This is a genomic window from Micromonospora sp. MGP-C2, from assembly GCF_057766525.1.
Genome location: NZ_JBYMEN010000002.1, coordinates 6,918,464 through 6,943,164, shown reverse-complemented (window position 1 = coordinate 6,943,164; position 24,701 = coordinate 6,918,464). Strand labels below are relative to the sequence as shown.

The following is a 24,701-nucleotide window of genomic DNA, read 5'->3' as shown; positions in this document are numbered from 1 at the left end:
CGTTTCATCGTATCAGTGGGGGCTCGAGGAGGAGACAAGCATGGATCCACTCAGCAGACGCAAGATGTTGAAGGCCGGTGGGGCGTTGGGTGCGCTCGGCGCATTGGGTGTCGCCGCGCCGGCGCAGGCCCAGTCGCTGTGGACCTGGTCCCCCTCGGGCTCAGTGGCGGGCGCCGGAGCGGGCGTCGACCCGCGGTGGGTGTGGGATGAGGAAGCCGACCCACTGGTCGCCTCGCTGCTCGACCGCGGCGACGTGCCCATGGTCAACCAACTGCTACGGGGCTGGACCAAGAACGGTCAGCCACTGCCAGCCGGGCTGCCAGCGGATGTGCACCAGTTCATCGAGCGCGCCCGCGTGCTGCCGTCGTGGGTCGACCAGGGGAAGCTGGCCACCGCCGTGCAGTTCAACGAGAAGCGGGGGCTCTACCTCGGCGTGCTCTACGGCCTGGCCAGCGGCATGATGAGCACCGTCATTCCGAAGGAGGCCCGCGCCGTCTACTACTCCAAGGGCGGCGCGGACATGAAGGACCGCATCTCCAAGACCGCCAAACTCGGATACGACATCGGGACGGCCAACGCCTACCAACCCGACGGATCGATGATCGTGACGGCCGTCAAGACCCGGCTGGCGCACGCCGGCGTGCGGCACCTCCTGCCGCAGTCGCGGGAGTGGACCGACGTGGCCCCCGAGGACATCCCGATCAGTCAGCGGGACCTGATGGTCACCTGGCACAGCCTGCCGACCACGGTCATGCGGAAGCTGAACGCCTGGCACGTCCCGATCCCCGCCCGCGATTCGGCGGCCTTCCTCCACCTGTGGCAGGTGGCCGCCCACATGCTGGGCATCAAGGACGAGTACATCCCCTCGTCGTGGAGTGAGGCCAACGCGCAGGCCGACCAGATCCTCGACCCGGTGCTGGCACCGACGCCCGAGGGCATCGCGCTGGCGGACATCCTGCTCAGCCTCGGCAAGGAGATCGACGCCGGCCTACTGAGCAAGCCCATCCTCGGCTCGTTCACGCGGTTCATGCTCGGTAACCAGATCGCCAACTGGCTCCAGATTCCCCGGGACCTGCTCTGGGACTCGCTGTTGCGGTCGTTCTGGGGGCCGTTCATCGCCGTCCGGGAGGCCCTGCTCCCACTCCCCCTCGCGCCGGAGTGCTACTGGCTCTTCGACGAGTTCCTGCGCAAGCTGGCCCTACTCTTCCTGTCCGAGGGTCAGTCGATCAACATCGAGATCCCGGTCGGCAATCGCGACTTCTGATCGGGAGCGTCGCAGCCAAGGGCGCGGGCCGGGCCCGCGTCCTGGCTCTTCCCGACGCACTCAGCCCGTGACACGGCGTGCCGGCATTGGTGGTCCGGTAAGGAGTCGAGGCATGACTGAGCTGGACAGGCGCGACGTCCTACTGGCGGGCGGACCGCGGAGGGCTCTCGGTGCGCCGGGGACATGGTCTGGTGGCGGGCCGGTCTCGGGCGGCGGCAGTACCGTGGTCGAGCGGGCCCCCCGGCGACGGTTCCTCGGGTACGTGCTGGCCGCCCCGATCCTCGTGACCGCGGCTGAACTGGCGGTGACTTCCACCTCAACCGCCCCGCTACCGTCGTCAGACGTGAGGCGGCTGCTCGGCCTCAACGACATCATGACCGCGGCCGCGCTGCCGACATCAGGACTGATCTCCGTCGAGGTCAGCCAGGACGGGACCGTGTCGTTCGCGTTGCCCCGCACCTGGATCGGCCAGAGCCTCACCAGCTCGACCGTCATGCTGATCGCCGAGGAACTGTCCGTGCCACGGAGGCGGGTCCACGTCACGCTGGCCGACATCCGGCCGGACGGGGCGTTCAACCAGGTGACCAGCGAAACGAACACGATCATCTCGACCTGCACCCCCATCCGGGTCGCCGCGGCCGTAGCCCGTCGGCGGCTGCTGGAGGCCGCGTCGACCACTCTCGGCTCGCCCGTCGCCGACCTGTGGCTGAACGACGGCGTCATCACCGACGGCTCCGGCCGCAGCCTCGACATCGGCACCCTCGCCACGAGGGCCGCCAGCACGAGCACGATCGCCATGGCGGTGGACCTCACCTCGCAGGGCAGGTCCACCGGGCCAGGAGCCTCTCGCGTTGGATGAGGTGGCGCGTCCGGCGCAGTACAGGGCCGACCTTGACACGCTGGCCGCCCGGACCGTGACTCGAACCCCCACCTGCCCATCGCCGAAGGTGACACAGGGGCAGGATCGACAACGGACGGTTCCCACCAGTTTCTTACCGCCAGCGACGGACTGCGCGTGGCTGTCTACGCGCGCGCCCTCTGCGTCAGTGCCGGCATGGTGAGTCGGCCGTCGTGGACCTCGGTGATCTGACCACCCGCAGCCGAGACACGGACATCTGTAGAATCTCTCTCACTTTCGGGCTGCCCCCGGCTCGGCTAGCAAGGACGGTGCGCTGTGCCCGTACCCACCGCCACCGGTCCCGCGACGTTCTCCCCCGCCGGCCCCGGTGACCCGCGGCTCGGCAGACGCGCCTGGACCTCACTGGTGCTGCTCGGCTTCGTCGGCCAACTGGCCTGGGCGGTCGAGAACATGTACCTCAACGTGTTCGTCCACGACACGATCACCGATGATCCGACCGCCATCGCCACCATGGTCGCGGCGAGTGCGCTGGCCGCGACGGCGGCCACCGTGCTGATCGGAGCGATTTCCGACCGGTCCGGCCGTCGCCGGGCCTTCATCGCGGGCGGCTACCTCGCGTGGGGTGTCGCCACCGCGGCATTCGGCCTGCTCACCGTGGACGGTGTTGCCGCACTGGCACCAGCCGCCGACGCGGTGCTACTGGCACTGCTCGCCGTGATCGCGTTGGACTGCCTGATGTCGTTCCTCGGCTCGGGCGCCAACGACGCCGCGTTCCAGGCCTGGGTGACGGACGTGACCCGACCGGCGAACCGAGGCCGGGTGGAGTCGGTGCTGGCCGCGATGCCGCTACTGGCCATGCTCGCCGTCTTCGGCGGGTTCGACGGCCTCACCCGCGCCGGCCAGTGGCGGACGTTCTTCCTGATCGTCGGTGGGATCATCGCCGCAGTCGGGGTGCTGGCCTGGTTCCTGGTTCGCGACGAGCCCGTGCCCGTCCGGCGGGGCGAGCGCCTGCTCGGCTCGATGTTGCACGGGCTGCGCCCGGCTGCCGTACGCGCCAACCCCCGGCTCTACCTGGCGCTGGCCGCATGGTCGATCTGGGGTGTCTCGACCCAGGTCTTCCTGCCATATCTGATCATCTACCTGCAGCGCTACCTGGACATCGGCGGCTACGCCCTCGTGCTCGGCGTCGTGCTGCTCGGCGCCTCCCTCGTCAGCGTGGTCGTGGGCCGGTTCATCGACCGGATGGGCCGGGTCAGTTTCCTGCTGGCCGCCGTCGCCGTGTACGCGGCCGGTCTGTTCTCGATGTACCTGGCCCGGGGCACCGGCCAGGTGATCGCTGCCGGACTGCTGATGATGTCCGGCTTCATGCTGGTGCTGGCCCCGATCGGGGCGCTGGTACGCGACTTCTCCCCGCCGGAGCGCGCCGGCCACGTACAGGGCCTGCGCATGATCTTCGCGATCCTGGTGCCGATGGTCGTCGGGCCCTACCTCGGCGCGGCGGTCATCAACGGCACCGGTGAGACCTACACCGACCTCGGCGTGGTCAAACAGGTGCCGACGCCGGGCATCTTCCTGGCGGCGCTGGCAGTGCTCGCCCTCATCGTCGTGCCGGTGCTGACGTTGCGCCGCCGGTACGACTCGGCGACGCGCGGATGATCCGGCCACTGCTGACCCCGTGGGGCGAGACGCTCGACCCGGACCGGCCGTTGCCGGAGTATCCCCGCCCGCAGCTGGTCCGGGACAGCTACCTCAACCTCAACGGCCGCTGGCAGTACGCGATCACCGACAGCCACCAACAGCCGCAGGGGTACGACGGGGAGATCATCGTCCCGTTCTCGCCGGAAACGCCTCTCTCGGGCGTCAACCGGCAACTGCTACCGGGCCAGACACTGTGGTACAGCCGGGTCTTACGACTGCCCGACGGTTTCCGGCCCGACCCGTCGGCGCGGGTGCTGTTGCACTTCGGGGCCGTCGACCAGACCTGCGAGGTTTTTGTCAACGGCACGCCGGTGGGCAGGCATACCGGCGGCTACCTGCCGTTTCACTGCGACATCACCGGTGCGTTGCACGACGATGACAACACGCTGGTCGTCGCGGTACGAGACGACACCGACACCGCTCACCACTCGCGCGGCAAGCAGCGGCTGCGCCGCGGCGGAATCTGGTACAGCCCGCAGTCCGGGATCTGGCAGACCGTCTGGGCCGAGTGCGTGCCCGCGCGGCACGTACGGCGACTCAGCCTGACCCCGCTGCTCGACGAGGGCTGCCTCGAGGTGACGGTGCACGCCGACCCGGGCGCCCTCGATGCGACGGTGACGATCCTGGCCGGCGACGACGTGGTAGGCGTGGCGCAGGCATCCGCCGGACGGCCGGTTCGCGTTCCGGTCCCTGCGGCACGGCGGTGGAGCCCCGAGGACCCGTACCTCTATGGGGTGGTTGTGGACCTGGGCGACGACCGGGTCCGCAGTTACGTCGGCATGCGCTCCTTCGGTGTCGGCCCCGCCCCGGACGGCACGCCACGGCTGCTGCTCAACGGCGCACCGTACTTCCACGCCGGCATCCTCGACCAGGGCTACTGGTCCGACGGCTGGTACACGGCCCCCTCCGACGAGGCCCTGGTCCACGACATCGCGACCATGAAGCAACTCGGCTTCACCATGCTCCGCAAGCACATCAAGATCGAGCCGGCGCGCTGGTACTACCACTGTGATCGTCTCGGCATGCTGGTCTGGCAGGACATGGTCAACGGTGGTGGCCGGTATCGGCCGCTGGTGGTCACCGCTCCGGCGGTCAGCCCGCTGCGGCTGACCGACCGACGCCGGCGGTGGTTCGCCCGCGACGACGACGCCGGGCGCGAGCAGTTCCGGGCTGAGCTGCACGACACCGTCGAGCAGCTGCGCAACGTCGTCAGCATCGCCGTGTGGGTGCCGTTCAACGAGGGGTGGGGTCAGTTCGACGCCGCCGCGATCGCCGCCGAGGTCGCCGCACTGGACCCGACCCGCAGTGTCGACCACGCCAGCGGCTGGCACGACCAGGGCGGCGGCGACCTGCGCAGCCTGCACGTCTACTTCCGCCGCTTCCGGGTGCCGCGGCGCGGCCGGGACCACCGGGTGCTGGTGTTGTCCGAGTACGGCGGCTACAGCCTTGCCGTCAGCGGGCACACGTCGACCGATCGCGAGTTCGGCTACCGCCGTTTCCGCGACGCGGCGTCGCTCGGTGCGGCTTTCCGCCGACTGCACGCCGAACAGATCGCTCCGGCGATCGCCAAAGGTCTGAGTGCCACGGTCTACACCCAACTCTCCGATGTCGAAGACGAGGTGAACGGTCTGCTCAGCTACGACCGCCGGCTGCTCAAACTGCCCGCCGAGCTGGTGGCAGAGGTCAACCGGCAGCTACGTCTCTGACGAGGGCTACCAGCGGTTACCTGCCTCCTCGGCCCAGCCGAGCAGATACGAGGTCGCTACAGGCCTGCTCAGCCCGCCGGCGGTGACTCAGCTCAGTCCGGGAAGTAGGAGCCCTGGCGCAGTTCGGAATCCGGTCGGTCGCCCCGGCCCGGGCGTCCCACTCCCGCTGCCGGTAACCGTTACGGGGAGTTGGCCCGCTCGTCGCTGCGCTGCCGGCAACCCACGCCGCAGACCGCGTCGGCTTCGGCCGTCTCTTATCTACGCAACAGGCCCATCACGGACAAGTCGCACACCACTTCCGTGGACGTAACCTGTGGCCCAGTGCACAACAGTTACATGAACGATATGGGCGGTCACTCAAAAACCGTTTCTGGTAGACAGCTTTTGCCCCCTTGACGAGGGAGTTCTATCGCAGTCTAATTTGGTGACCATGCAGGGAGGCCCACTCGTGGGAGCGATCCAGTTCGCCGTTCTGACGTGGCAGGGGTTCCCTCTGATCGCGGTTGACGCCACAAAGGTGCGCGCACCACGTCGGCTCGCAATGGCTGTTGCCGGTTACCGGGCTTGCGCCGTCTGCACTGCCACTGGCATGAAGCGTTCCCGGCGTCGAAGTCACCCTCGGTGCCGGCCCCAACAGCAGTTGGCACCCGACGTTCATGCTTCGGCTCGCGCCGCCGTCGGGATCCCGAACAAAGCCGTTTACATCCGCCTGGCAGAAGCGGCAGAACGGCACATTATTTTGTCCCGAACAGCGCAGGCAGACCATGGCCCTGGGACGCAACGGGCCGCCCTGGTCCGTTAGATATATCGACCCATCGGAAGGAGCCGGAGATGAGCATGAGGTTCGTGAATCGGCGGCAGTTTCTGCGTCAGCTGGGAGGTGCCTTGGCTGCCGGAGGCAGCATCGCGTTGTTTCCGGCAGGGTTCGCATGGGCATCGCCAAAGGCCGGTCCGACATCGACCCCTGGCCATGCAGGCGGCGGCCCGGCGTACCCCGGAGACCCCGGCTTTGTCGCCACGAGGCCAGGGGAACTAGATGCCGCTAAAGCCAGCTGGGAAACGCCGGAATATGGTTACTATACCGGCCATAATCCTTCCAACCCTGGCGCAGCTGTCGATTCCCCATGGCAACTTGTCGCGGTGAACGCGTCCACCGCCTACGCCCTAGGGTACCGCGGGCAGGGCGTCGCGCTGGGCATGATGGATTCGGGCTACAGGCCTACACACGAAGCATTCCAGACCGGGCTGATCGTTCCGGTGAGAGCGGAGGGCGTCTACGGCACGTCCGGTTTCGGGTACCGAAACGCAGCAACCCCGGCGAACCCGTTTACTGCAGGCCAGCCGTTCACTGTGGCCGGTGATCAGGCGAGAACAAGTGACTACGGGCACGGGACCGGCATGCTTGGGGTCACCTCCGGCATCCGCGATGTCAAAGACCAGCACGGCATCGCCTTTGGATCGAAGATGTACGTCGCCATGACCGGCGGTTCCGACACCCAGTCCCACGGCCCCTTCCACGATTACGTGTACTGGCGTACCGCCAACAAGGCCCTGGTCGACGCCGGCGCCCAGGTCATCAACAGCAGTTGGGGATCGTATGTCCAGACCATTGACAGGACCCGCTTTGACGGCCTAGGAAACGACCTTGGAGTCAATGGCAACCTCGCCAACGCCTACCAACTGCGTGGCAAAGACAGCGCCAGCGCCACGGCAATGGCGACCATTATCCCCAACGAGTACTTGAAGGATCTGGAGTATCAGTATTTCCTTTTCAAGAAGAGCTATTCCAAAGACGGCATCCAATACAATCCGAGCTACGCCGGACGATCCTTCATGGATGCCATCTGGGACGCTATCAAGGACAGCGGCACCGTCAACGTAAGGTCGGCCGGCAACAACGACTGGAGCAACCCGTATTTTCGCCCGGCGTATCCCATCTTCAATCCCCTGGCGGAAAAGCAGTGGGTATCCGTCGGCGGGGTGCAGCCGCCCACTGCGGCCAATCCTGAATACACGAAGCAGTCCGGGTACAACGAGGCGGGGCTCGCCAAATGGTGGACCGTGTCCACTCCGTCGAACAGTGTTCGGACCACGAACAGCGGTGGCGACACCAACTATTCAAACTCGAACGGAACGTCTCCGGCGACGCCCGTTGCGACAGCGGTGATGGGGGTTCTGCTCTCCCGCTATCCGAACATGGACGCCAAGCAGGTCCGTGATCTGATGTTCACCACGGCGAACAACAAGATGTCCGACGGTGTGAGATTCCTCGGCACCGGACAAACCTCTGCCTCCGGGGCTTCCATCGCTTGGACCGCTCCCGACGGCGTTCCGGACGCGCGCTGGGGCTGGGGCATCCCCGATCTGGACAAGGGCATGTATGGCCCCGGCCAGCTCCTGGGCCCCATGACCTACAACATGGACAAGGCGCCCCTGGACGTCTGGTCGAACGACATCAGCCAGATCGCGATCAAGGAAAGGGAGCGGGAGGATCGGGAGTGGCTGGCGGCCTACAAGAAACAGGGCATCGCCTTCGCCGGTGAATTCAGCCCCAACGTACTGAGCCCTGACGGCAAGCTCAGCGAAAACGCCTTCCTGCTTCAGGGTATTCTGGCTGATCCTTACGTCCAAGCCATCACCAACGGCCACCCGGAACTGTACGACAAGATTGGCTATGAGGACGCCACCAAGTGGCGTAAGGAATGGATGGACGCGCGCGCGGCCTTCATTCAGAACAACATCGACAACAGCCTCTACACGGCGTCTTTGACCAAGCAGGGCTCCGGGTTGCTGATCATGTCGGGCCACGCCACCTACGAGGGCGGCACGACGGTGGAAGGCGGCAAGCTTTCGATCGCCGGCTCGCACGCAAGCTCGATCCACGTCAAGGGCGGCACGCTCGGCGGCAGCGGTTTCGTGGCAGGCAGCATCGACGTCGACAGCGGCGTGCTGCAGCCCGGCCTGTCGTCCGGGGAAGCGGCGTCAGCGGTGTCCATCACTCTGACCGACGTCGCGCCGGGCAACGTCCTGAACGTCGGCGGCGACGTGACCGTCAGCCGAGCGGGTCGCCTCGCCATCACCATCTCCGGCGACCACGACTACACGAGCGTGCGGGCCGCGGGTGACCTGGTGCTGAACGGCGAACTCACCCTGGACATTCGCGCGCCCCTCACTCCCGGCACGGTACTGACGATCATGAGCGGCGACTCGATCAGGGGCAACTTCCACTCCCTGCCGGAACGGCGGGTCCTGAACGCGGGCCACCACATGTTCAGGGTGTCCTACCAGGGCGGCGATGTGACGCTGACCGCCGTGCGGACGCTGCCCGGCGCACGGTCCGGCGGCGCCTAGCCGCACGTAACCTGGCCAGCCAGGCTCAGGTTCGCCTGAGGCTGGCTGGCCAGGTCTTCGCCCAACGTGAGAGGTGGTTCTTGCCGTCGCGGTAGGACTCGAGGAATATCTGTGCCTGTTCGCTCGTCCACGACTGCCCTTGCGCTTGCGCAGTGGTGGCAGCGTCGTCAACGCGGCCGCGCCTGTCCTACTCCAATACTCGGTCGCGGCTCGTAAGCTGCGGTTTCGCGGGTCGGGCCCATGGCGGGTCGCGCACCGTCAGGCGCGCCTTGCCGGGGCATCTCTGCGCGACACTGTCCCTCGCCGTAGCGAGACGTCCCGCCCAGCGCCGGGGTCCCCGGGATCCTGGTCATTCACGTACCGTGGTCCTACCTTGCCGTGGCGGGCGCAGCACGGAAAGCGTTGACCGAGCAGGAAGCCGGGGGCGAATGCAGCAGGGCAGCAGGCACGAACGCCTCAAGCTGGCGAGTCTGGACTTCCTGGGCGACGATTCCGCCTTACGCGAGCAGGCCAATCGTGTGATGCGCGAGACGGAACGTGAACTGCGCCCCGAGGAGTGCTCCGGGGCGGACCAGACGGGCTCCGTCCGGGTCATGGTCGACACCCAGCGAGAGGTTTCAGCTGTCACGATCGCTCGCGACTGGCGCAGCCAGCTCGGCCCCAGCGGGTTCGCCGATGCGCTCTTCGAGGCGTATGTCGCCGCCGTGCAGACTGCCCTCGAATTGGCGGCGCTCCTCCGTCTGCAGACGGAGGAGAAAGGTCCCGCAGCGCCGGAACAGGAGCCGCTCGACAGGAGTCCCGAGCGGGACATCGACGAATACACGTGCCTGCGCGACACCTGGCAGACGCTGCACGACCTTGACGAGGAGCTGGACGCCGCGACTCGCCTGTCCGGATTGAAGGGCGAGTCCAGCATGTCGAGCCCCAACGGCCGCCTGACATTGCACATCCGCGGAGGCGGCATCACCGGCATCACCGGTGACGTCAGGTGGATCGCACGGGCCGACGCCGATCAGTTGCAGTTCGAAGCCCGTTCCCTCTTCCGCGCATTCGCGCTGGCCAGCGCCGGACGGACTGGATCGTGAGGCAGTGAGATGGCTGAACTGAACGTCATCACCGACTCGCTACGCGATGAGGGAGGTAAGTGGCTGACGCTGTCGGACCGGGTCGCTGCCATCAAGGTCGCCGCGGAGCAGCTGCACCTCGACCCGTCGGCCTTCTTCATCGGTGACGCGAACGTCCTCATCCACTCACTGGCGTACAGGGACTTCCACACCTTCATGGTCGCCGTCCTGAATGGGGCGGTGACCGAATTCGAACAGGTTGGCAAGGCCCTGCAGCACATCGCCGACGAGTACGACCGGGCCGACGAGATCGTCTCACTCGACCTCAACAAGATCTACAAGGCCTAGCGACCCCACCGCGCGACGTTCGGAGAGGGCACGGAGCACCACATGCAGCCAGGCACCACTGATCTCGAGTACGGGGAACCGTTCAACAAGGCGTTCGACCACATCCGCGCCGGCATCGACACGGCGATCGCCAAGTTCAACGAGATCGTCGAGCAGGTACAGCAGTGGAAGTGGCTCCTCGGACCCGCAGCACTCTTGTGGATCAAGCACAGCCTGGACAGCACCAAAACGGCACTGACCGCCGTTCTCGACCGCGTCGAGCAGGCCTTGGAGCATCAACTACCGGTGCTCTCGCTAATCGAGGTCAGCTTCCGCTGGGTCAACGACGTGAAGACCCCGGTCTCCGACCTTTCTTCCGTCACCACCGACCCAGCGAATGAGAACCTGCCCAAGTGGACCGGCGACGCCGCGAGTGCCTACAACGCCAAGGCGCTCAAGCAGAAAGCCGCGGTCGACGAGTCCGTCGTCAAGTCGGAGTTCATCAGCCAGTGGCTGTTCACGATCGCCAAGGCGAACGTCGACTACGCCGTCGAACTCGCGAAGATCGTCACGGGGCTGGTCGGCAAACTGGCGCAGGCGGCGTCCGAAGGGGCAACCGTCATCGACCTACCGTGGGCCATCTCCACCCTCGCCGAGTCGGTCGGAGACCTGGTCACCGCCGGCCTGGACATTCTGCTCACCATCGGCCAGCGCTTCGTCGACGCGCTGGGCAACATCCGAGACATCGCCACGCAGGTCGGCGACCACTCGAAGCTACCCGGTGGGCGGTGGCCCGAGGCCGTCCGAGGATGACCAACGGGCGCATCACACAGTGGGTACGGCCGCCTGGGTCGCCTTGAGCAACGTCAGCGCCTTCGATGCGAGTGTTTCGGTGGCGGCGTACGAGGTTCCACCGACGGCCAGCCAGACCTTCACCACCAGGTTGCCCGTGCGCGCGCGGACCATGTACTCGGCGTACTTGAAGCCGGGCTCGGAGCGCCTGGTGAAGGCTTCGGCCTCGTCGCCCACACCGGTGATGCCGCCGGCTGGAGTCATCACCGTCACCTGCGCCGTGGCCCGGTAGAGCAGCCGAGCCTCCTGCTCGCTGACCGGCGTGGACGCCTCCACCCGCAGGTTCGCCTGATGCCCGTCCTTCGTCCGCATCTCGAACAGACACGCGGCACCCGGCTGCCCCAGCGGCGGCTTCGGATCGGTACGGGCCACCGTCAGGGACAGCTCCGCCAACGGCCGAAGATCAGTACGCTTGCACAGCTCCAGGTCCTGAGCGCGATAGACGGGGCCAGCCGAGGCGGTGGGCGCGGTGGGGGCAACGCTGCTCGTGGCCGGCCCGGCGGTCGGCGCACCCGCAGGAGCCGAGGCACCGTCGCAGGCGGCAGTGGCGAACACCGTAACGAGCGCCACGATAATACGAGAAACACCGGCCGACGCAGACACGTCTCGAACATACCGGCTGCGAAGCTGGCAGACTGCCCGAGCGACGAGCCACTATGGTGCCGGGTATGGCCGCCGCAGAGACCCCGGAGCAGATCACCCGGACCCGCATGGTCACCGCCCGGGCGGTCCTGCAAGGCCAAGCCGATCTTCGGACGTACCCCTATCGCCTCTTGGCCGTGGTCTCCCATCACGGCATCGGCGGCGACAAGGTCAGCGAGGCGGTTGCTGCCGCCGAGGTCCTGGGCCAGTTCGGCTGGGACCTCGTCAACATCTCGGAATTCGCCTCCAACAAGGTCGTCTACGCCTTCCTGCGGAGACGGTGACGATGGCTTTCGGCCCCTGTCGGATCTGACGCAGCTGAACAGGTGACCGCCGTCGGACCGTAGCCTCAACCGGCATCTCCTCGATCATGTGGACGTAGGTCCAGCACAGTGATACCCAGCCGAGTCGATGGTGCGGCACGGTGTCGTCGAGGGCGAAGCGGGCCGCGATCCGCCGGGACTCAGTGCACGCCTCGGTGTATTCGGCGACCACGTCGGCGATCATCTCGTCCGCGGTGACCTGCCAGCTGGCGCCATCGCCGCGGGAGTTCCCGCTGAACTGTTCGCGGGGCTGTTGAGCAACGTTGATCTGCGCCAGGCCGATCTGTTCTGCCTGGTCCAGTGCGGCTAGCAGGTGCACCTGGGCCCCGGTCGGCCCACTGCCGCGCAGTGTCTTGCCGTCGACCCCGATCACTCGCCTGCCGGCCCCGGTCAGAACCGCCCGGCTGAGCAGCCAGCGGCACACCGCAGCATCGAGGGCGCCGGCGTGGATACCGGTCAGTACCCGGGACAGGGTGCTGTCGTCAGGCACCCGCCGGGCAACGGTGAACGCGTCGCGGGTTGCACCGAGACGGTGCCACGCCGCGCCCGGCAGGTCGGCGGCCCATTTGACGGCCTCCACGACGCGGCTCGATCCCGAAACCACCGCCGCGATCGCGATCGCGAGCAGTCCCGGCAGCGGATGGATCCGGCCGCCGGCGTCCCGTGGCTCCGGAACCCGGGCGATGGCCCGCAGCAACCCTGGCGTGTCCTGTTCGGACAGCGGCAAAATTCGCCGCTGCACCGATCGCGACTCCTGCGTGACAAGGCGCCTTTTGATAGACAGCGTAAGGCCCGGCTACCGGAACTACATTGATCGATGTCTTGACTCCATGCGCCGCCCTGCTCATGATTTACTGCGGCGGTTCAACAGTGAGGGTCAATGTGATGACGCAGGTAGAGCCACCGGCAGGAGGCCCCACATCAGCCGTCACTCTCAGCGAGCCTGGAAAAAATGGCCGACTCGCGCGTGCCAGTTCAGGCACGAGGGATTGGCTGACACGTGGGGCCCATCGGCGGGAACTGAGCATCGCCGGCCTCGGTTCAGTACTCCTCGCTGTCGCGATGATCTGGCTGATTCCGCCGTACGCGGTTCGCGTGGTGACTGCCGGCGCCAAGACTGTGCCGATCGCCGACCCAGCCCACACCATCGTCGGTGACGTGGGTGACCCCACGGCCCAAGCATGGCTGGTGGGATGGGGTGGCCACGCACTTACCAACGGTCTGCGTGGCCTGTGGGATACCAACGCTTTTTATCCCGACAAGTACGGCCTAGCCCTGAACGACAGCCTGCTCGGCTATGCCCCGGCAGGGCTGATAGGCAACGGTGTAGTCGGCGCCGTGCTGCGCTACAACATCCTGTTCGTGCTGGCTTTCGCGCTCGCCTTCCTCGGCGGCTACGCGCTCCTGCGCCAACTTGGCGCGAATAAGGTCGCCGCCGCAGTAGCCGGGGCCGCCCTCGCCTACGCGCCTTGGCGCTACGGCCACGACGGCCATCTGAATATTCTCTCCACCGGTGGTATCACTCTGGCCCTGGCGATGCTGGCGCGCGGCCACGGACTCTCGTTCACACGCGGCTACCTTGCCGAACGAGTCCGGCCGGGATGGGCGTTCGCTGGCTGGCTCGTCGCGGCCTGGCAGGTCAGCCTAGGCTTCGGCGTGGGGCTGGGATTCGTTTACGTCCTCGCCGCCCTCTGCCTGATCACACTGATAGCCTGGCTGATCCACCGCCCACGCCTTGGCCTCCGGCTGATCGTCGGTGATCTGATCGGCGGGCTGGTCTTCACCGCAGTGACCGGATACTTCGCGTACGCGTACCAACACGTGCGCGAGCTCAACCCACATGTCACCCGGGACTGGGACTACGTCGCGTACTTCTCCCCGACACTGCGCGGACTTCTCGTGGCGCCGCAGTCCTCGCTGCCCTGGGGCACCCTGCACAACGACGCCCGCACCGCTCTTGGTGGCATACCGACTGAGAAAGTGCTGCTATGCGGGTATGCACTGTATGCACTGGCCTTCGCCGGCCTGTTCCTATCCCGCTGGTCACCGGCGCAACGGCTTCTGCTGCTGTTTGGGGCGGTCGTCGGAGTGTTGTTCGCGCTGGGCACGAACGGGCCGATCTACCGCCTGCTCTATCTTTACGTGCCCGGGTTCGATGGATCCCGTACACCAGGCCGGTTGATCTTGTGGCCCACTCTCTGCCTGGCCATTCTCGCGGCCGGCCTGGTTACCCACCTGGCCGACGTGGCTCGCAGGGGCGCCAAGCCGAAATGGTCGGTGGGAGCGGCACGGCTACTGACCGTTCCGTTGCTGGTCCTCGTGCTAGCTGAGGGCCTTCCTGACCTGAACCACCCCCAAACCCCAGCCAAACCAGCCGCGATGGCGCTAGCCTCCGCGCACGCTCCGATCATGGTCTTGCCGTCCGACGACAGCGTCGACCTCCACGTCCTACTTTGGTCGACCGACGGTTTTCCCGCCATGGTCAACGGTGCGGCCAGCTACACCACACCCAACCGTCAGGCGATCCGCGACGTTATGGCGACCTTCCCCAGCGAGCCGGCCTTGGATCGGTTGCACCAGCTCGGCATCCGCAGCGTCGTCCTGCTCCGCAACCGACTCCAAGGCACCCCATACGAACCACTGCTTAACATCACCGACGTACCCGGCATCACCCGCCACGACGTCGGGTCGGACGTGGTCTACACCATCGACACCAACACGAAGTGATGTTGGGCGTGTCCTCGGGACACGGGGATCGTGCTGTCTGAACGTGAGGAGGGGTGAGCAGCCGCCGTGGATCGTCTCGGACGAACTCTGGGCCGAGACCGAACCACTGTTGCCACCCGGACCACCACGCCGGCACCGGTTCCCCGGCGTAAGCGCCTCGACGACCGCAGAGTGTTGTGCGGAATCCTGTTCATGCTTCACACTGCGATTCCGTGAAGGTTCCTGTCCCAGGAGTTGGAGTTCGGCTTTGGGGAAGACCTGCTGGCGCAGGTGGCGGTACTGGAACGATGCTGGCACATGGCAACGACTGCACGAGATCCTGCTCGAAAAGCTGCGGGCCACCGATCAGCTGGACATGTCGAGGGCGGTGATCGACGACTCCCACATCCGGGCGCTCAAAGACGGCCCAAAACCGGTCCGAGCCTGGTCGACCGCCGCAAGCCAGGCTCGAACACCACGTCATCACCGACACGCATCCCCCTCGCCGTCACACTGACCGGCGGCAACCGCCACGACGTCACCCAACTCCTGCCCCTGGTCGACAAGATCCCACCGATCAAGGGCATCCGCGGCCGACCCGGCAACGACACGAGCGGATCTACGCCGACCGGGGCTACGACTACGACTACTACCGACGCCGCCGCCTCGCTGACCTCCGGACCGGCAACCCGGCCCACCTGCATCTGGCGCACGCCGTCGACCAGGACTACCTGATCCGTCACGGGGGACGGAAGCGGTTCGAGAGCAAACTGGCCTGGACAGAGCATCGCCTGCGGCGCCTGGAGCAAACCCGCCGCAACCAGGAAATCACCACCGACCTCGCCCGCGTCGACATCGCGGACTAGCTTGCCGCCCCGTCGCCGCCCGCAGGGCCCGAAGACGGCGAGCCCTACCCGACGCCAGCTGAGGAGGTGACAGCGCTTGCCGAGGAAATGACGCGCGCAGCCTGGCGGGAGATCGTCACGGAACTCCACCATGCCACTCCGGACGCCACCAGCGTGAAGCGCGACCTCACCAACCACGTCTGGTGCGACCTCTTCATCGGCCTGGTCCAGGCGATCGAGATGACCCGACGAGGCTTCGACAGCATCCCCAACAAGGTCAAAGCCCTCATCCTGGGTTCGGCACTGCAGGCCGACCGGCCGCACGTCACCGAAGCTGTTCATCGGCTTGATCGTCGACAAGGCGTGGCACGGCATCCAGGCCGCAGCGTTCGCGGGCGCACCGCTGCTCGACCTCATCTCAAACGAAGAAGCCCTGCGCGCACTACGGATCCTCGCCGTATTCATCTGCCCCGCACCAGCACAACACCCCGCAGTACGACACCACGCCCTGAAACCACTCGGAGAAGACGCCACCAAGATCCTCACCGATCAAACCAAGACCAGACTTGCCGAGCTGTTCACCAACTGGCGATCCGCCAGCGATGTCCCGCCAAGCGGATAGCTGCGCCGAGCCGTGCTCCCGCGCCCGACGGCGCATTCGTCGAAGGCACGTGCCCACTCCCTCACGACAATCGGCAGACACCGGGGCAGCATCAGGGTGAGCCGGCCGATCTGAATACGACCAGTGCATTGACGACTATCGAGGCTTTGCTCGGCAGCCTGCCCTCGTGACCGGCCGTAGCGCGCGCCACGGCAAAGGATTCAGCTTCCACCCCGCATACAAGCATCAGCGAAGTCGCACCAAGCTTCTATCTCGACACGCTTGTCCTGCTCGTTCGGGCGCGACCCTTCAGCCACTGAAGCCCATCGCACCCACGCTCCCTCCGGATCAAGCAATCCAGAGGCAAAATCGGTCCCTAGTCGACGGTCAACAAAGAGAAGCGCACCCATCGCGTATGGTTGGTCTGCGCGGAATTCCGCGTCATGCAGGTACTTGTCCAGGTATCGACGCAGAGCCAAGCCATCCGCAGCAGATCCGAACCGGGCAAGTGCGAACACGTAACCTTTCGCCGCATACGGCTCACCTCCCGCAAGCAACAGCGCAGAAATCTCGTCGCGCAGCTCTTCTCTCTGGGAGAACCCGGCAAGCCAGCCACCAGTCAATCGCTCACGCCAGTCCCCTTGCATTAGCTCAGACAGCTCGTCGATCGAAATAGAACGGGCATCGCGAGCTAGCGCTTGACCGAAGTCCGGCAACGCCTGGCCAACTAGAGTCCGGATAAAGTTTCCGCCGATGAGCTTCTTATACCTTCCGCCGGGCACGCAATACCGGAGGAAGACGTCGGATGGCTCACTTGTCTCACTCCACCAACAACCATTCTTGTCACGACTTCCGGAACGGCCCACCATTGCAGCTTACCTCACAACCATTGACAGTACCTGCAATGAGAATCTCATACTCTTGCAATCCCTTATTCCCAGCGACAATCATCCTGGATGGATCGACCGAGGCCATGGGAATTCGAAGGACTGGGTTATTCCCCGGACCCTCGTCTTGAGAGAATCCTTGCGCCGTCTCCTCAGGCACGCGGACTTCTCGATCACGATGGAGATTTACAGCCAGGTCTCATCCAAGACCACCCGCGAAGCCCTGCGGAGACTCGGCGAAAGCCTCGATCAATGAGCCGTTGCTGTACTTCGCTGCTGTACAAGATCAGAAATGGCCACCCGGAAGAATTCGGATGGCCTCTGACCTGCGTCGGGACGGCCGGATTCGAACCGACGACCCCTTGACCCCCAGTTTTACAACGATTCTGTCACGGCATGCCGGAAGCGTTCGATAGATCCGCAGTTGCGGACAGAATGGCATGCCTTCGTGCCACCCTCTACTGGCTCATGCCAACCACTCCACGCGGCGAACCTCGATTCGTTACCGGACTCGTTACGGTGGCTGGTCAAGAGCCGTCCCTGTCATCGAGTCCGCGCAGCCCTGTCGTAGACCGCACTCCCCGCAAGCATCCTAGGACAAAGCTGTCTTTGCGGACGGGCTGGGATCACCACCAAAAAACGCCGATGGCGCGTGGCCCATGCCCGCAGCGACCCCCATCCGGCACGTCTTCGCCGACTCCGGCTTCGCAGGCCGCCTTTCGACTGAACCCGCAGCCTGCTGCGCACCACCATCGAGATCGTCCGCAAACCCGCCGGCCAGCGCGGCTTCGTCGTGCACCCTCGCCGCTGAGTCATCGAACGGACCCGGAACACATGGCCGCGGTGGAGCTGCCTCGCCTGGAGGAGCTGCGGACCGCCGCGGTGGAGAACAGGGTGGAGGCCGATCTCCTGCTCGGCCGGCACCGCGAGTTCGTCGCCGAGCTGATGACGGCGTTGTGCCACAACGGACGGCAGGCGGAGGTGCTGCAGATCTTCCACCAGGGGCGCCACCGGCTCGCGGACGAGCTCGGCATGGACCCGGGAGCGCAGGCCGGCCCTGAGCCGAGAGTCCGCGCTCGTCACGGTCTGACCGTTCCACCCACGAAGGGGCGCCAGCGTCTCCCGACACCGGTGCCCCTTCCCGGTATCACTAGCGCTACCGCAAAGACTCGCTCCCACGGGGCTGTGCGCAGCCTCGCCGTACACCAAGGTTGAACCATGACCCGTGACGCGATCCGGCTCCGCTCCGTCACCCGCACCTATGGCGCGGGCGACGGAGCGGTGACCGCATTGAACGACCTCTCCCTGTCCGTCACCGAGGGCACCTTCACCGCCGTCATGGGCCCCTCCGGATCGGGCAAGTCGACGCTGCTGCAGTGCGCGGCCGGCCTCGACCGCCCGACCTCCGGCTCGGTGCTGCTCGGCGAGACGGACCTGACGACACTGAACGAGACGAAGCTGACGCTGCTGCGCCGCGAGCGCATCGGCTTCGTGTTCCAGTCCTTCAACCTCCTGCCAGCGCTGACCGCCGAGCAGAACGTGGCGCTGCCGTTGCGGCTGGCCGGGCGCCGGCCCGGCCGCTCGCAGGTGCAGGACGTGCTGGCCCAGGTCGGGCTCGCGGGCCGGGCCAAGCACCGGCCGGGCGAGATGTCCGGCGGCCAGCAGCAGCGCGTCGCGATCGCCCGGGCGCTGATCACCCAGCCCGAGGTGCTCTTCGGCGACGAGCCCACCGGCGCGCTGGACTCCACCACCAGCCGCGAGGTCCTGACGATGCTGCGGGCCATGGCGGACGAGCAGCGGCAGACGATCGTGATGGTCACCCACGACCCGGTCGCCGCGTCGTACGCCGACCGCGTCGTCTTCCTCGCCGACGGGCGCCTCAACGGCGAGCTCGAGGCGCCCACGGCCGAGGCCGTCGCCGCCCGGATGACCCAGATGGAGACCATCGCGTGCTGACCGTGACCCTCAGCACCCTGCGGACCCGCTGGGTGACGCTCGTCGGCACGTTCGTCGCGCTGGCGCTGGGCGTGGCGCTGATCGCCACGATGGGCCTCGGGCTCGCGTCGACCCTCGACGCCCCCGACCAGAAGCCCGAGCGCTTCGCCGGCGCACCGGTCGTGGTGCGCGGCGCCGACGAGCTGCGAGTGCCGTCGCCGATCGGTGACCGCACCCAGCCCCTCGCCCAGCCGCGTGGCGTCGCGCCCGAGGTCGCCAAGGCGCTCGCCGCGAAGGCCCCCACGGTCGCCGACAGGTCGTTCCCCGTACGCGTGGCCGGACCCGGCGGCGGCGACGACGGCCTGGTCGGGCACCCGTGGTCGATCGCCGCGTTCGGCGGATACCGGCTGACCGCCGGGCACGAACCCCGCAAGCCCGCCGAGGTGGTGCTCTCCGGCGACGCGTCCCTGGTCCGCAAGGCGGTGCCGGTTTGCACCCCGGCAGGGATGAGCACGCGTACGGTCGTCGGCGTGGTCGCGCCAGCCCGCTTCGAGGAGCCCATCTTCTTCACCGACGCGGAGGCCGCCAAACTTTCACCGCGCATCGACAACCTGGTCGTGCAGGCAGCGCCCGAGATGGTGCGTACGGTGGTCGGTGCCGGCTCGGACGTCCAGGTGCTCACCGGCAGCGACCGGCACAAGGCCGACCCGGAGCCCAACCGCGACCGCGACGCCCTCGTCGCCATGAACGCCCTGCTGGGCACCGCGGGCGGCGTCACCACGTTCGTGTCCGTCTTCGTGGTGGCGTCCACCTTCGCCTTCGCCGTCGCCCAGCGGCGCCGCGAGATCGGGCTGATGCGCACCGCCGGCGCCACCCCGCGGCAGGTGCGTTCGATGATGTTCATGGAGGCGGTGATGGTGGGCGTGCTCGCCTCCGTCGCCGGGTGTGTGCTGGGCTCGTACGGCGCCCCGTGGCTCGCGAGCCTGCTCGTCGACGAACAGCTCGCACCCCCGTGGTTCACCATCGGGGCGTACACCTGGCCGTACCACGTGGCGTTCTGGACCGGGCTGCTCGTCGCGCTGTGCGGGGTCACGGTCGCCACGGTGCGGGCGGGGCGCATCCGTCCCGTCGAGGCGCTGCGGGAGGCCTCGGTGGACACCAGGGCCATGACGCTGGGGCGCTGGGTCTTCGGTGCCGGCCTGCTCGCCACCGGGCTCGGCATGCTCGTCTGGCGGCTGCTCGTCGACCCGGGCGAGGCGCTGCACCGCAAGACGTACACCACCCAGCCGATGCTGTTGATCACCGCGGTGGCGCTGCTCGCGCCGATCCTCGTGCGGCCGCTGATCCGGCTGCTCGCGTCGCTCCCGGCCCAGTTGCCCGGCGCCACCGGCATGCTGGTGCGCGAGAACGCGGCCGCCGGTGTCCGGCGCACCGCGGCGATCGCGGCGCCCGTGCTGGTGACCGTGGCGCTGGCCGGCTCGCTGCTGGGTGCGACGGCGACCATCAACGAGGCGAAGGCCAACGAGATCCGGGAGCAGACCCGCGCCGACCTGATCCTGCAGGCCGACGACGCCGCCGGGGGTTTCGCCGCCCAGACGGTGGCGCAGGTCCGCCAGGTGCCCGGAGCCACGGTGACGGCCAGCGCCGCCACCGCCGTCTACAACCTCGAGGAGGGCACGGCGCTGATCCGCTCGGACGCGCAGGCCGTCGACCCGCGCGAGCTCACCACAGCGCGCAACCTGCCGGTGCAGGCCGGCGACATCGCCGACCTCGACGACAGCAGCATCGTCGTCAACAAGGAGTGGGCGCAGCACACCGTCGGCGAGCAGGTCGACGTGTGGCTCGGCGACGGCACCAAGAAGTCGCTGCGGATCGCGGCCGTGATCGCCGCCGGCACCGGCAACAACGGCGTGTACGTGACCCCGCGCAACGCTCCCGGGGTCGCTCCGGACCGGCTGGAGGTCACCTGGGCCGCAGGCGCCGACGCGAGCGCTGGGACCGCGGCGGTCCGGGCCGCCCTGGAGCCCACCGGCGCGGATGTGCAGACCCGGGCGGAGTGGATCCAGTCGGAGTACCCGAGCAACAGCCGCCAGACCCGCGTCGGCTACCTGGTGGTGCTCGGCATCGCGCTGATCTACACCGGCATCGCGCTGGGCAACACCATGGTGATGGCCACCTCAGACCGGGTACGCGACCTCGCGGTGCTGCGCCTCGCCGGTGCGACGAAGCGGCAGATCCTCATCCTCGTCGCCGTGGAGGCGATGACCGTCGTGGTGGTCGGCGCGGTGCTGGGCGCGATCGTGACGGCGGTCAACGTCCTGGGCATTTGGGGCTCGCTGGCCGCCCTGTCGGTATGGTCCAGCGTGGTGCTGCCCTGGCAGACGCTCGCGGCGACGCTGGGGGCGTGCGTGGTGGTCGCCGTGGTCGCCTCCGTGCTGCCCGCCGTCGGCGCGCTGCGCACCCGCCCGGTGGAGCTGGCCGGAGCCCGCGAGTGAGCGCCGCCCGACCCTGACCGGGCCCGGCACCGACCGCATCGGGTCGGTCCCGCCGGGAGCCCATTTCCCTGTTGCGGGCTCCCGGCGGCCCGAAGCAGCAGTGCCCCCAGACAGTCCCGCCGGGTGCGGCCGGGATGTCTGGGGGCACGTCGCGCAGCCGCCGCGCAACGGCTCAGGCGGAAGGCTCCGCCATCGCCACCGCGACGCGGCGCGTGCAGGGTTGGCCCGAGATGATGCTGCTGGTCCCCGCGAACCCCCTACGGCCACGCCGGCCCGACGACCTTCGCGCCCGAAGCCCACGCGACCCGCGCCACCGGCATCTAGGTCGCCGTGGTCGACCACCAGCCGATCCGCAGCACGCGGTCACGGCGGTGCCCGCCGGCGACGTGGCGGCCTACTGCGGGCTCCCGTCCCAGGTGCGTCTGTGCGTGTACCGGGTGCCGACACAGCAGCAGGGCACGCACCAACCAGCCGGGACCTTCGAGTACGCGCTACTCCTGCCACAGCACCGGCGCGCGGCCATCGAACGGACGCTGACGGCGCTGCGTCCAGCTGAGCAGTGCTCAGACGCCGCAGACCGGTTCGCTGCCCTCAAGGACGCCACGATCACGGGCGACGTGGTCTACGTCGAACTCGACCACTGCCGACGGTCCTGGCCACACCGCTGCACGGCCCGCCGATCCTTGTCCAAGCCGACGCCGCGCTCATCGAACTGCTCAGCATGTAGTCGCCCGAGCCAACCCAACGTCGACCTCTCCACCGACTGTCGGCGCGATGACAAGTCGCTCCACTGTCCACCGATCAACTCGAGAAGACCAGGACCAGGGAGCGCCGACGCTCCTGCTCGCATCCAGGCTCGTCGGAACAGCCGACGTAGCGACAGTCAGCAACATCTGCAGCGCTTGACGCGGAATCAAGAGACCAAATGCCGCTTCATCCAGGACGTAGATGAAGCGGCAGGTCAGAGCGGTTAACAGCGAACAGATCAGCAGCCAACCATCCACGCGGTTACCGCCAACGAAGATCATCCTTTACCGGATGTTACCGCCGACACCTGAAGGATCTTCATCCTTCCAGGTCAACCGGTCGGGACGGCCGGATTCGAACCGACGCCCCCCTTGACCCCCAGGACGATTTGCTAAGGGTTTCCGCACGTCACACACGCTATGCGCATAGTCAGGCCGTTCTCTCGAAGGTGTACCGCTTGGCATCGCGCACCACGTGCGGTCCCCGCGTGGTCCCCCGGTCCGTAGATGGTCCGGCCGGCCCTCCGATCCGTAGCCTCGGCCGAGCTGTCCAAAACGGTCCGCCCCCGGCGTTCGTGGCTGGCCCTGCTCCTGCAGGTGCTTCGTCCGTACCTCATGGTCCGAGGCTGTTGCTGTCAATGGTTGCTGTCAGCCCTGGCACCCGATCCCGCAGACATCAGCGGTTCACGAAGCCGGGGTAGGCGTCCACGCGTCCATCGAGCCGCTGCACCATGAGCTGGTCGCCTTTGCGCCAGATCGTCTCGCCGGGGTACACGAGGACCGGTTGATCCAGGACGAAGTGGCCCCAGCGATCAATCAGCGTGAGGCGGTCGGCCTGCTCGCGGAACGATGGACTTCTCCTTTTGGGCGTGCTCATGCTCGACAGCATCGGCCAGGCGGCAGCCGGGCTCAACAGCTGGCGCTTGACGAGTCCTGACCGGGATCGCAGTGACCTACGCATTACGAGATCAAGATGAGCGGCCCGCCGGCCAGTGCACATGCTGGTCTAGCAGCGAAAACACCTCTCGACATCTCACACCGCTCTCCGCTGGCGGTTGACCGCTTGCGGACTCGTTGCGGACTGAGCCCAAATGCCGTTGACCGGCAGCGAGCCTCAGCCTAACGTCCGCTCGATGACGTATCAGTTTCATCACATCACGCTGCGCGTCAGCGACTTGGGACAGTCTCGCCGCTTCTATGAGGGAGTCCTCGGGTTGCGGGTCGATCAGGATTTCCCGGGCGAGAAGCTGCGGTTCAGGCTGGGAGGCACCTCAGCCAGCCTGGTGCTTCACCCAGCCTTGCCCGGCACGCCTTCGGGCGACCGCTTCACCGAGGCGCGCATAGGCCTGGACCACATCGCCATCGGCGTGTCCGTGGGTGAAGTCGCACGCGTCGCCGAGGTGCTCACCGCAAATCAGGTCCCGAACAGTGGGGTGAAGGCGGACTCTAAGGGTCCGGCGATGGTCGTCTTCCGCGATCCGGACAACATTCAGTGGGAGCTGTTCGAGGAGCTGTAGTTCGTAGTGACCGCGTCTGCCTCGTGGGCTGAGCGGATCTCCTCGTCGGGCAGTCGTAGACCGTCCAGCCTCCCCGGACGGGGCCAAGGTCGTTCGTCCGGTAGGGCACTCCACCTTGTCCCCGTCCGGGGAGGCTGGTAGCCCCTGTGGTGCCCGACGAGGTGATCTGCGGCGGCATCTCTGAGGAGGGCCGGGGTTCGGGGCGGAGCCCTGAGGTCTTCCGATCCTGTGAATCCCAACCGTGGCCGGCCGGCCCGGCCGATGCCGGCCGAAGGTCGCCAGCAGGCCGGCGCGGCCCGCTTGCGGGCCGCCTTGATCCAGAGAACGAACAATTCGGCAAATGACCCGGGTAGCCACCTGAAACTTGACCAACGGTCAAGTAGCGCCAGCCAGCCTCAACTTGACCGATCTTGGTCCCCAGAACGGCGAAAGGACCGACCCGATTTCCGGATCAGCCCTTCGACCTGCGTCGGGACGGCCGGATTCGAACCGACGACCCCTTGACCCCCAGTTTTGCAACGATTTTGTCAGACCATGCCAGGATAGGCTGAAACGTTCTCAGAAACGGACAAGAGCGACCCCGCAAAATGCCGTTCCATGCCGTCGATCATCGCCCCATCCGCTCGCTGCGATCTTTCCCGTTACCGGGCTCGTTACCGCTGATCGTCAAGCGCCTCCCATGCCAGGCAATCCCAATGAGCCTGCCCTACGCGACCGTCAGCCCCTCCACCGGTCATCGATCAACAGACTGGATGGGCCCGGCGAGACTGGGCCGCGCGATATCGCACCGCCTTCTGGCCAGGTCGAGAATGGTTCCCTTGCCCTTCGGGAAGCAGGGGATCGACAGTCCCTTGGCCGGCTCCACAACCCAGACGACAAGCCA

At 67.0% G+C, this 24,701-nt stretch carries 19 protein-coding genes and 2 pseudogenes; 16 read left to right on the top strand and 5 right to left on the bottom strand.

Annotated features, from left to right (window positions below; all coding sequences use genetic code 11):
• Positions 1 to 40 precede the first annotated feature (40 nt).
• The 4 genes from AC3CF1_RS31840 to AC3CF1_RS31825 all read left to right on the top strand — a co-directional run bounded on the left by AC3CF1_RS31840 (position 41) and on the right by AC3CF1_RS31825 (position 5,527).
• On the top strand, positions 41 to 1,264 hold the full coding sequence (locus AC3CF1_RS31840) for an oxygenase MpaB family protein (RefSeq protein ID WP_328375625.1): 1,224 nt from the start codon (positions 41 to 43) through the stop codon (positions 1,262 to 1,264).
• Positions 1,265 to 1,607: 343 nt separating this feature from the next.
• Positions 1,608 to 2,123, top strand: a complete 516-nt coding sequence (locus AC3CF1_RS31835) for a molybdopterin cofactor-binding domain-containing protein (RefSeq protein ID WP_328849835.1) — start codon at positions 1,608 to 1,610, stop codon at positions 2,121 to 2,123.
• A 315-nt stretch (positions 2,124 to 2,438) separates the two neighbouring features.
• Entirely contained in the window at positions 2,439 to 3,779 is a 1,341-nt protein-coding gene (locus tag AC3CF1_RS31830) for an MFS transporter (RefSeq protein WP_231927335.1), read from the top strand.
• Positions 3,776 to 5,527, top strand: a complete 1,752-nt coding sequence (locus AC3CF1_RS31825; protein WP_488451920.1) for a glycoside hydrolase family 2 protein — start codon at positions 3,776 to 3,778, stop codon at positions 5,525 to 5,527. The genes AC3CF1_RS31830 and AC3CF1_RS31825 overlap by 4 nt, the downstream gene beginning before the upstream one ends.
• A 43-nt stretch (positions 5,528 to 5,570) precedes the next feature.
• Here AC3CF1_RS31825 and AC3CF1_RS31820 read toward each other — a convergent pair.
• Positions 5,571 to 5,775, bottom strand: a pseudogene (locus tag AC3CF1_RS31820) (transposase); the annotation flags it as partial.
• A 583-nt stretch (positions 5,776 to 6,358) separates the two neighbouring features.
• Between AC3CF1_RS31820 and AC3CF1_RS31815 the strand changes: the two are divergent.
• The 4 genes from AC3CF1_RS31815 to AC3CF1_RS31800 all read left to right on the top strand — a co-directional run bounded on the left by AC3CF1_RS31815 (position 6,359) and on the right by AC3CF1_RS31800 (position 11,082).
• Positions 6,359 to 8,878, top strand: coding sequence for a S8 family serine peptidase (locus AC3CF1_RS31815; protein ID WP_488451919.1), 2,520 nt, complete (start codon positions 6,359 to 6,361; stop codon positions 8,876 to 8,878).
• A 428-nt stretch (positions 8,879 to 9,306) separates the two neighbouring features.
• Positions 9,307 to 9,963, top strand: a complete 657-nt coding sequence (locus AC3CF1_RS31810) for a hypothetical protein (RefSeq protein WP_488451917.1) — start codon at positions 9,307 to 9,309, stop codon at positions 9,961 to 9,963.
• A 9-nt stretch (positions 9,964 to 9,972) separates the two neighbouring features.
• Positions 9,973 to 10,290 carry a hypothetical protein gene (locus tag AC3CF1_RS31805; protein WP_488451915.1) on the top strand — a complete coding sequence of 106 codons (318 nt, stop codon included), beginning with the start codon at positions 9,973 to 9,975 and terminating at the stop codon, positions 10,288 to 10,290.
• 42 nt (positions 10,291 to 10,332) lie between these two features.
• Complete coding sequence (locus tag AC3CF1_RS31800) at positions 10,333 to 11,082, top strand: hypothetical protein (protein ID WP_488451914.1); 750 nt, start codon at positions 10,333 to 10,335, stop codon at positions 11,080 to 11,082.
• Positions 11,083 to 11,094: 12 nt separating this feature from the next.
• Here AC3CF1_RS31800 and AC3CF1_RS31795 read toward each other — a convergent pair whose 3' ends face one another.
• Positions 11,095 to 11,691: a hypothetical protein gene (locus AC3CF1_RS31795; RefSeq protein WP_354982695.1), complete on the bottom strand. Its 597-nt coding sequence runs from the start codon at positions 11,689 to 11,691 to the stop codon at positions 11,095 to 11,097.
• A gap of 98 nt (positions 11,692 to 11,789) precedes the next feature.
• Here AC3CF1_RS31795 and AC3CF1_RS31790 point away from each other — a divergent pair, with 98 nt between their 5' ends.
• A complete protein-coding gene (locus AC3CF1_RS31790; RefSeq protein ID WP_088947582.1) occupies positions 11,790 to 12,047 on the top strand; it encodes a transcriptional regulator in 258 nt (85 codons plus the stop codon).
• Here the strand turns inward: AC3CF1_RS31790 and AC3CF1_RS31785 are convergent.
• On the bottom strand, positions 11,989 to 12,828 hold the full coding sequence (locus AC3CF1_RS31785) for a transposase family protein (RefSeq protein WP_488451913.1): 840 nt from the start codon (positions 12,826 to 12,828) through the stop codon (positions 11,989 to 11,991). The two genes, AC3CF1_RS31790 and AC3CF1_RS31785, sit on opposite strands and share 59 nt — an antisense overlap.
• A gap of 320 nt (positions 12,829 to 13,148) precedes the next feature.
• Here AC3CF1_RS31785 and AC3CF1_RS31780 point away from each other — a divergent pair, with 320 nt between their 5' ends.
• The 3 genes and pseudogenes from AC3CF1_RS31780 (at position 13,149) to AC3CF1_RS31770 (ending at position 16,259) form a co-directional block, all read left to right on the top strand.
• A complete protein-coding gene (locus tag AC3CF1_RS31780) occupies positions 13,149 to 14,813 on the top strand; it encodes a hypothetical protein (RefSeq protein WP_488451912.1) in 1,665 nt (554 codons plus the stop codon).
• A 70-nt stretch (positions 14,814 to 14,883) separates the two neighbouring features.
• A pseudogene (locus AC3CF1_RS31775) lies at positions 14,884 to 15,658 on the top strand (IS5 family transposase).
• A gap of 325 nt (positions 15,659 to 15,983) precedes the next feature.
• The gene (locus AC3CF1_RS31770) at positions 15,984 to 16,259 is read left to right on the top strand and encodes a hypothetical protein (protein WP_488451911.1); all 276 of its coding nucleotides are present in this window, start codon (positions 15,984 to 15,986) and stop codon (positions 16,257 to 16,259) included.
• 200 nt (positions 16,260 to 16,459) lie between these two features.
• Here the strand turns inward: AC3CF1_RS31770 and AC3CF1_RS31765 are convergent, their stop codons facing one another.
• Positions 16,460 to 17,107: a DUF6000 family protein gene (locus tag AC3CF1_RS31765; protein ID WP_406084821.1), complete on the bottom strand. Its 648-nt coding sequence runs from the start codon at positions 17,105 to 17,107 to the stop codon at positions 16,460 to 16,462.
• Between the two features lie 414 nt (positions 17,108 to 17,521).
• Between AC3CF1_RS31765 and AC3CF1_RS31760 the strand changes: the two genes are divergently transcribed.
• Genes AC3CF1_RS31760 through AC3CF1_RS31750 form a run of 3 tightly spaced genes read left to right on the top strand, consistent with a single transcriptional unit; the run spans position 17,522 to position 21,555 of the window.
• Entirely contained in the window at positions 17,522 to 18,340 is an 819-nt protein-coding gene (locus tag AC3CF1_RS31760) for a BTAD domain-containing putative transcriptional regulator (protein WP_488451910.1), read from the top strand.
• A 3-nt stretch (positions 18,341 to 18,343) separates the two neighbouring features.
• Positions 18,344 to 19,081: an ABC transporter ATP-binding protein gene (locus AC3CF1_RS31755; RefSeq protein ID WP_488451909.1), complete on the top strand. Its 738-nt coding sequence runs from the start codon at positions 18,344 to 18,346 to the stop codon at positions 19,079 to 19,081.
• On the top strand, positions 19,075 to 21,555 hold the full coding sequence (locus AC3CF1_RS31750) for an ABC transporter permease (RefSeq protein ID WP_488451908.1): 2,481 nt from the start codon (positions 19,075 to 19,077) through the stop codon (positions 21,553 to 21,555). The genes AC3CF1_RS31755 and AC3CF1_RS31750 overlap by 7 nt, the downstream gene beginning before the upstream one ends.
• A gap of 1,422 nt (positions 21,556 to 22,977) precedes the next feature.
• Here the strand turns inward: AC3CF1_RS31750 and AC3CF1_RS31745 are convergent.
• On the bottom strand, positions 22,978 to 23,178 hold the full coding sequence (locus AC3CF1_RS31745; RefSeq protein ID WP_157743949.1) for a hypothetical protein: 201 nt from the start codon (positions 23,176 to 23,178) through the stop codon (positions 22,978 to 22,980).
• A 256-nt stretch (positions 23,179 to 23,434) separates the two neighbouring features.
• On the opposite strand from AC3CF1_RS31745, the gene AC3CF1_RS31740 reads away from it, so the two are divergent.
• Positions 23,435 to 23,818: a VOC family protein gene (locus AC3CF1_RS31740; protein WP_488451907.1), complete on the top strand. Its 384-nt coding sequence runs from the start codon at positions 23,435 to 23,437 to the stop codon at positions 23,816 to 23,818.
• Positions 23,819 to 24,701 lie beyond the last annotated feature (883 nt).

What these genes read in the sequence shown, in the direction of transcription:
- AC3CF1_RS31840 (WP_328375625.1), top strand. Translation starts at nt 41, where the DNA reads ATGGATCCACTCAGCAGACGCAAGATGTTGAAGGCCGGTGGGGCGTTG.
- AC3CF1_RS31825 (WP_488451920.1), top strand. Translation starts at nt 3,776, where the DNA reads ATGATCCGGCCACTGCTGACCCCGTGGGGCGAGACGCTCGACCCGGAC.
- AC3CF1_RS31815 (WP_488451919.1), top strand. Translation starts at nt 6,359, where the DNA reads ATGAGCATGAGGTTCGTGAATCGGCGGCAGTTTCTGCGTCAGCTGGGA.
- AC3CF1_RS31810 (WP_488451917.1), top strand. Translation starts at nt 9,307, where the DNA reads ATGCAGCAGGGCAGCAGGCACGAACGCCTCAAGCTGGCGAGTCTGGAC.
- AC3CF1_RS31805 (WP_488451915.1), top strand. Translation starts at nt 9,973, where the DNA reads ATGGCTGAACTGAACGTCATCACCGACTCGCTACGCGATGAGGGAGGT.
- AC3CF1_RS31800 (WP_488451914.1), top strand. Translation starts at nt 10,333, where the DNA reads ATGCAGCCAGGCACCACTGATCTCGAGTACGGGGAACCGTTCAACAAG.
- AC3CF1_RS31790 (WP_088947582.1), top strand. Translation starts at nt 11,790, where the DNA reads ATGGCCGCCGCAGAGACCCCGGAGCAGATCACCCGGACCCGCATGGTC.
- AC3CF1_RS31780 (WP_488451912.1), top strand. Translation starts at nt 13,149, where the DNA reads ATGATCTGGCTGATTCCGCCGTACGCGGTTCGCGTGGTGACTGCCGGC.
- AC3CF1_RS31765 (WP_406084821.1), bottom strand. Translation starts at nt 17,107, where the DNA reads ATGGTGGGCCGTTCCGGAAGTCGTGACAAGAATGGTTGTTGGTGGAGT.
- AC3CF1_RS31760 (WP_488451910.1), top strand. Translation starts at nt 17,522, where the DNA reads ATGCCGGAAGCGTTCGATAGATCCGCAGTTGCGGACAGAATGGCATGC.
- AC3CF1_RS31755 (WP_488451909.1), top strand. Translation starts at nt 18,344, where the DNA reads ATGACCCGTGACGCGATCCGGCTCCGCTCCGTCACCCGCACCTATGGC.
- AC3CF1_RS31745 (WP_157743949.1), bottom strand. Translation starts at nt 23,178, where the DNA reads ATGAGCACGCCCAAAAGGAGAAGTCCATCGTTCCGCGAGCAGGCCGAC.
- AC3CF1_RS31740 (WP_488451907.1), top strand. Translation starts at nt 23,435, where the DNA reads ATGACGTATCAGTTTCATCACATCACGCTGCGCGTCAGCGACTTGGGA.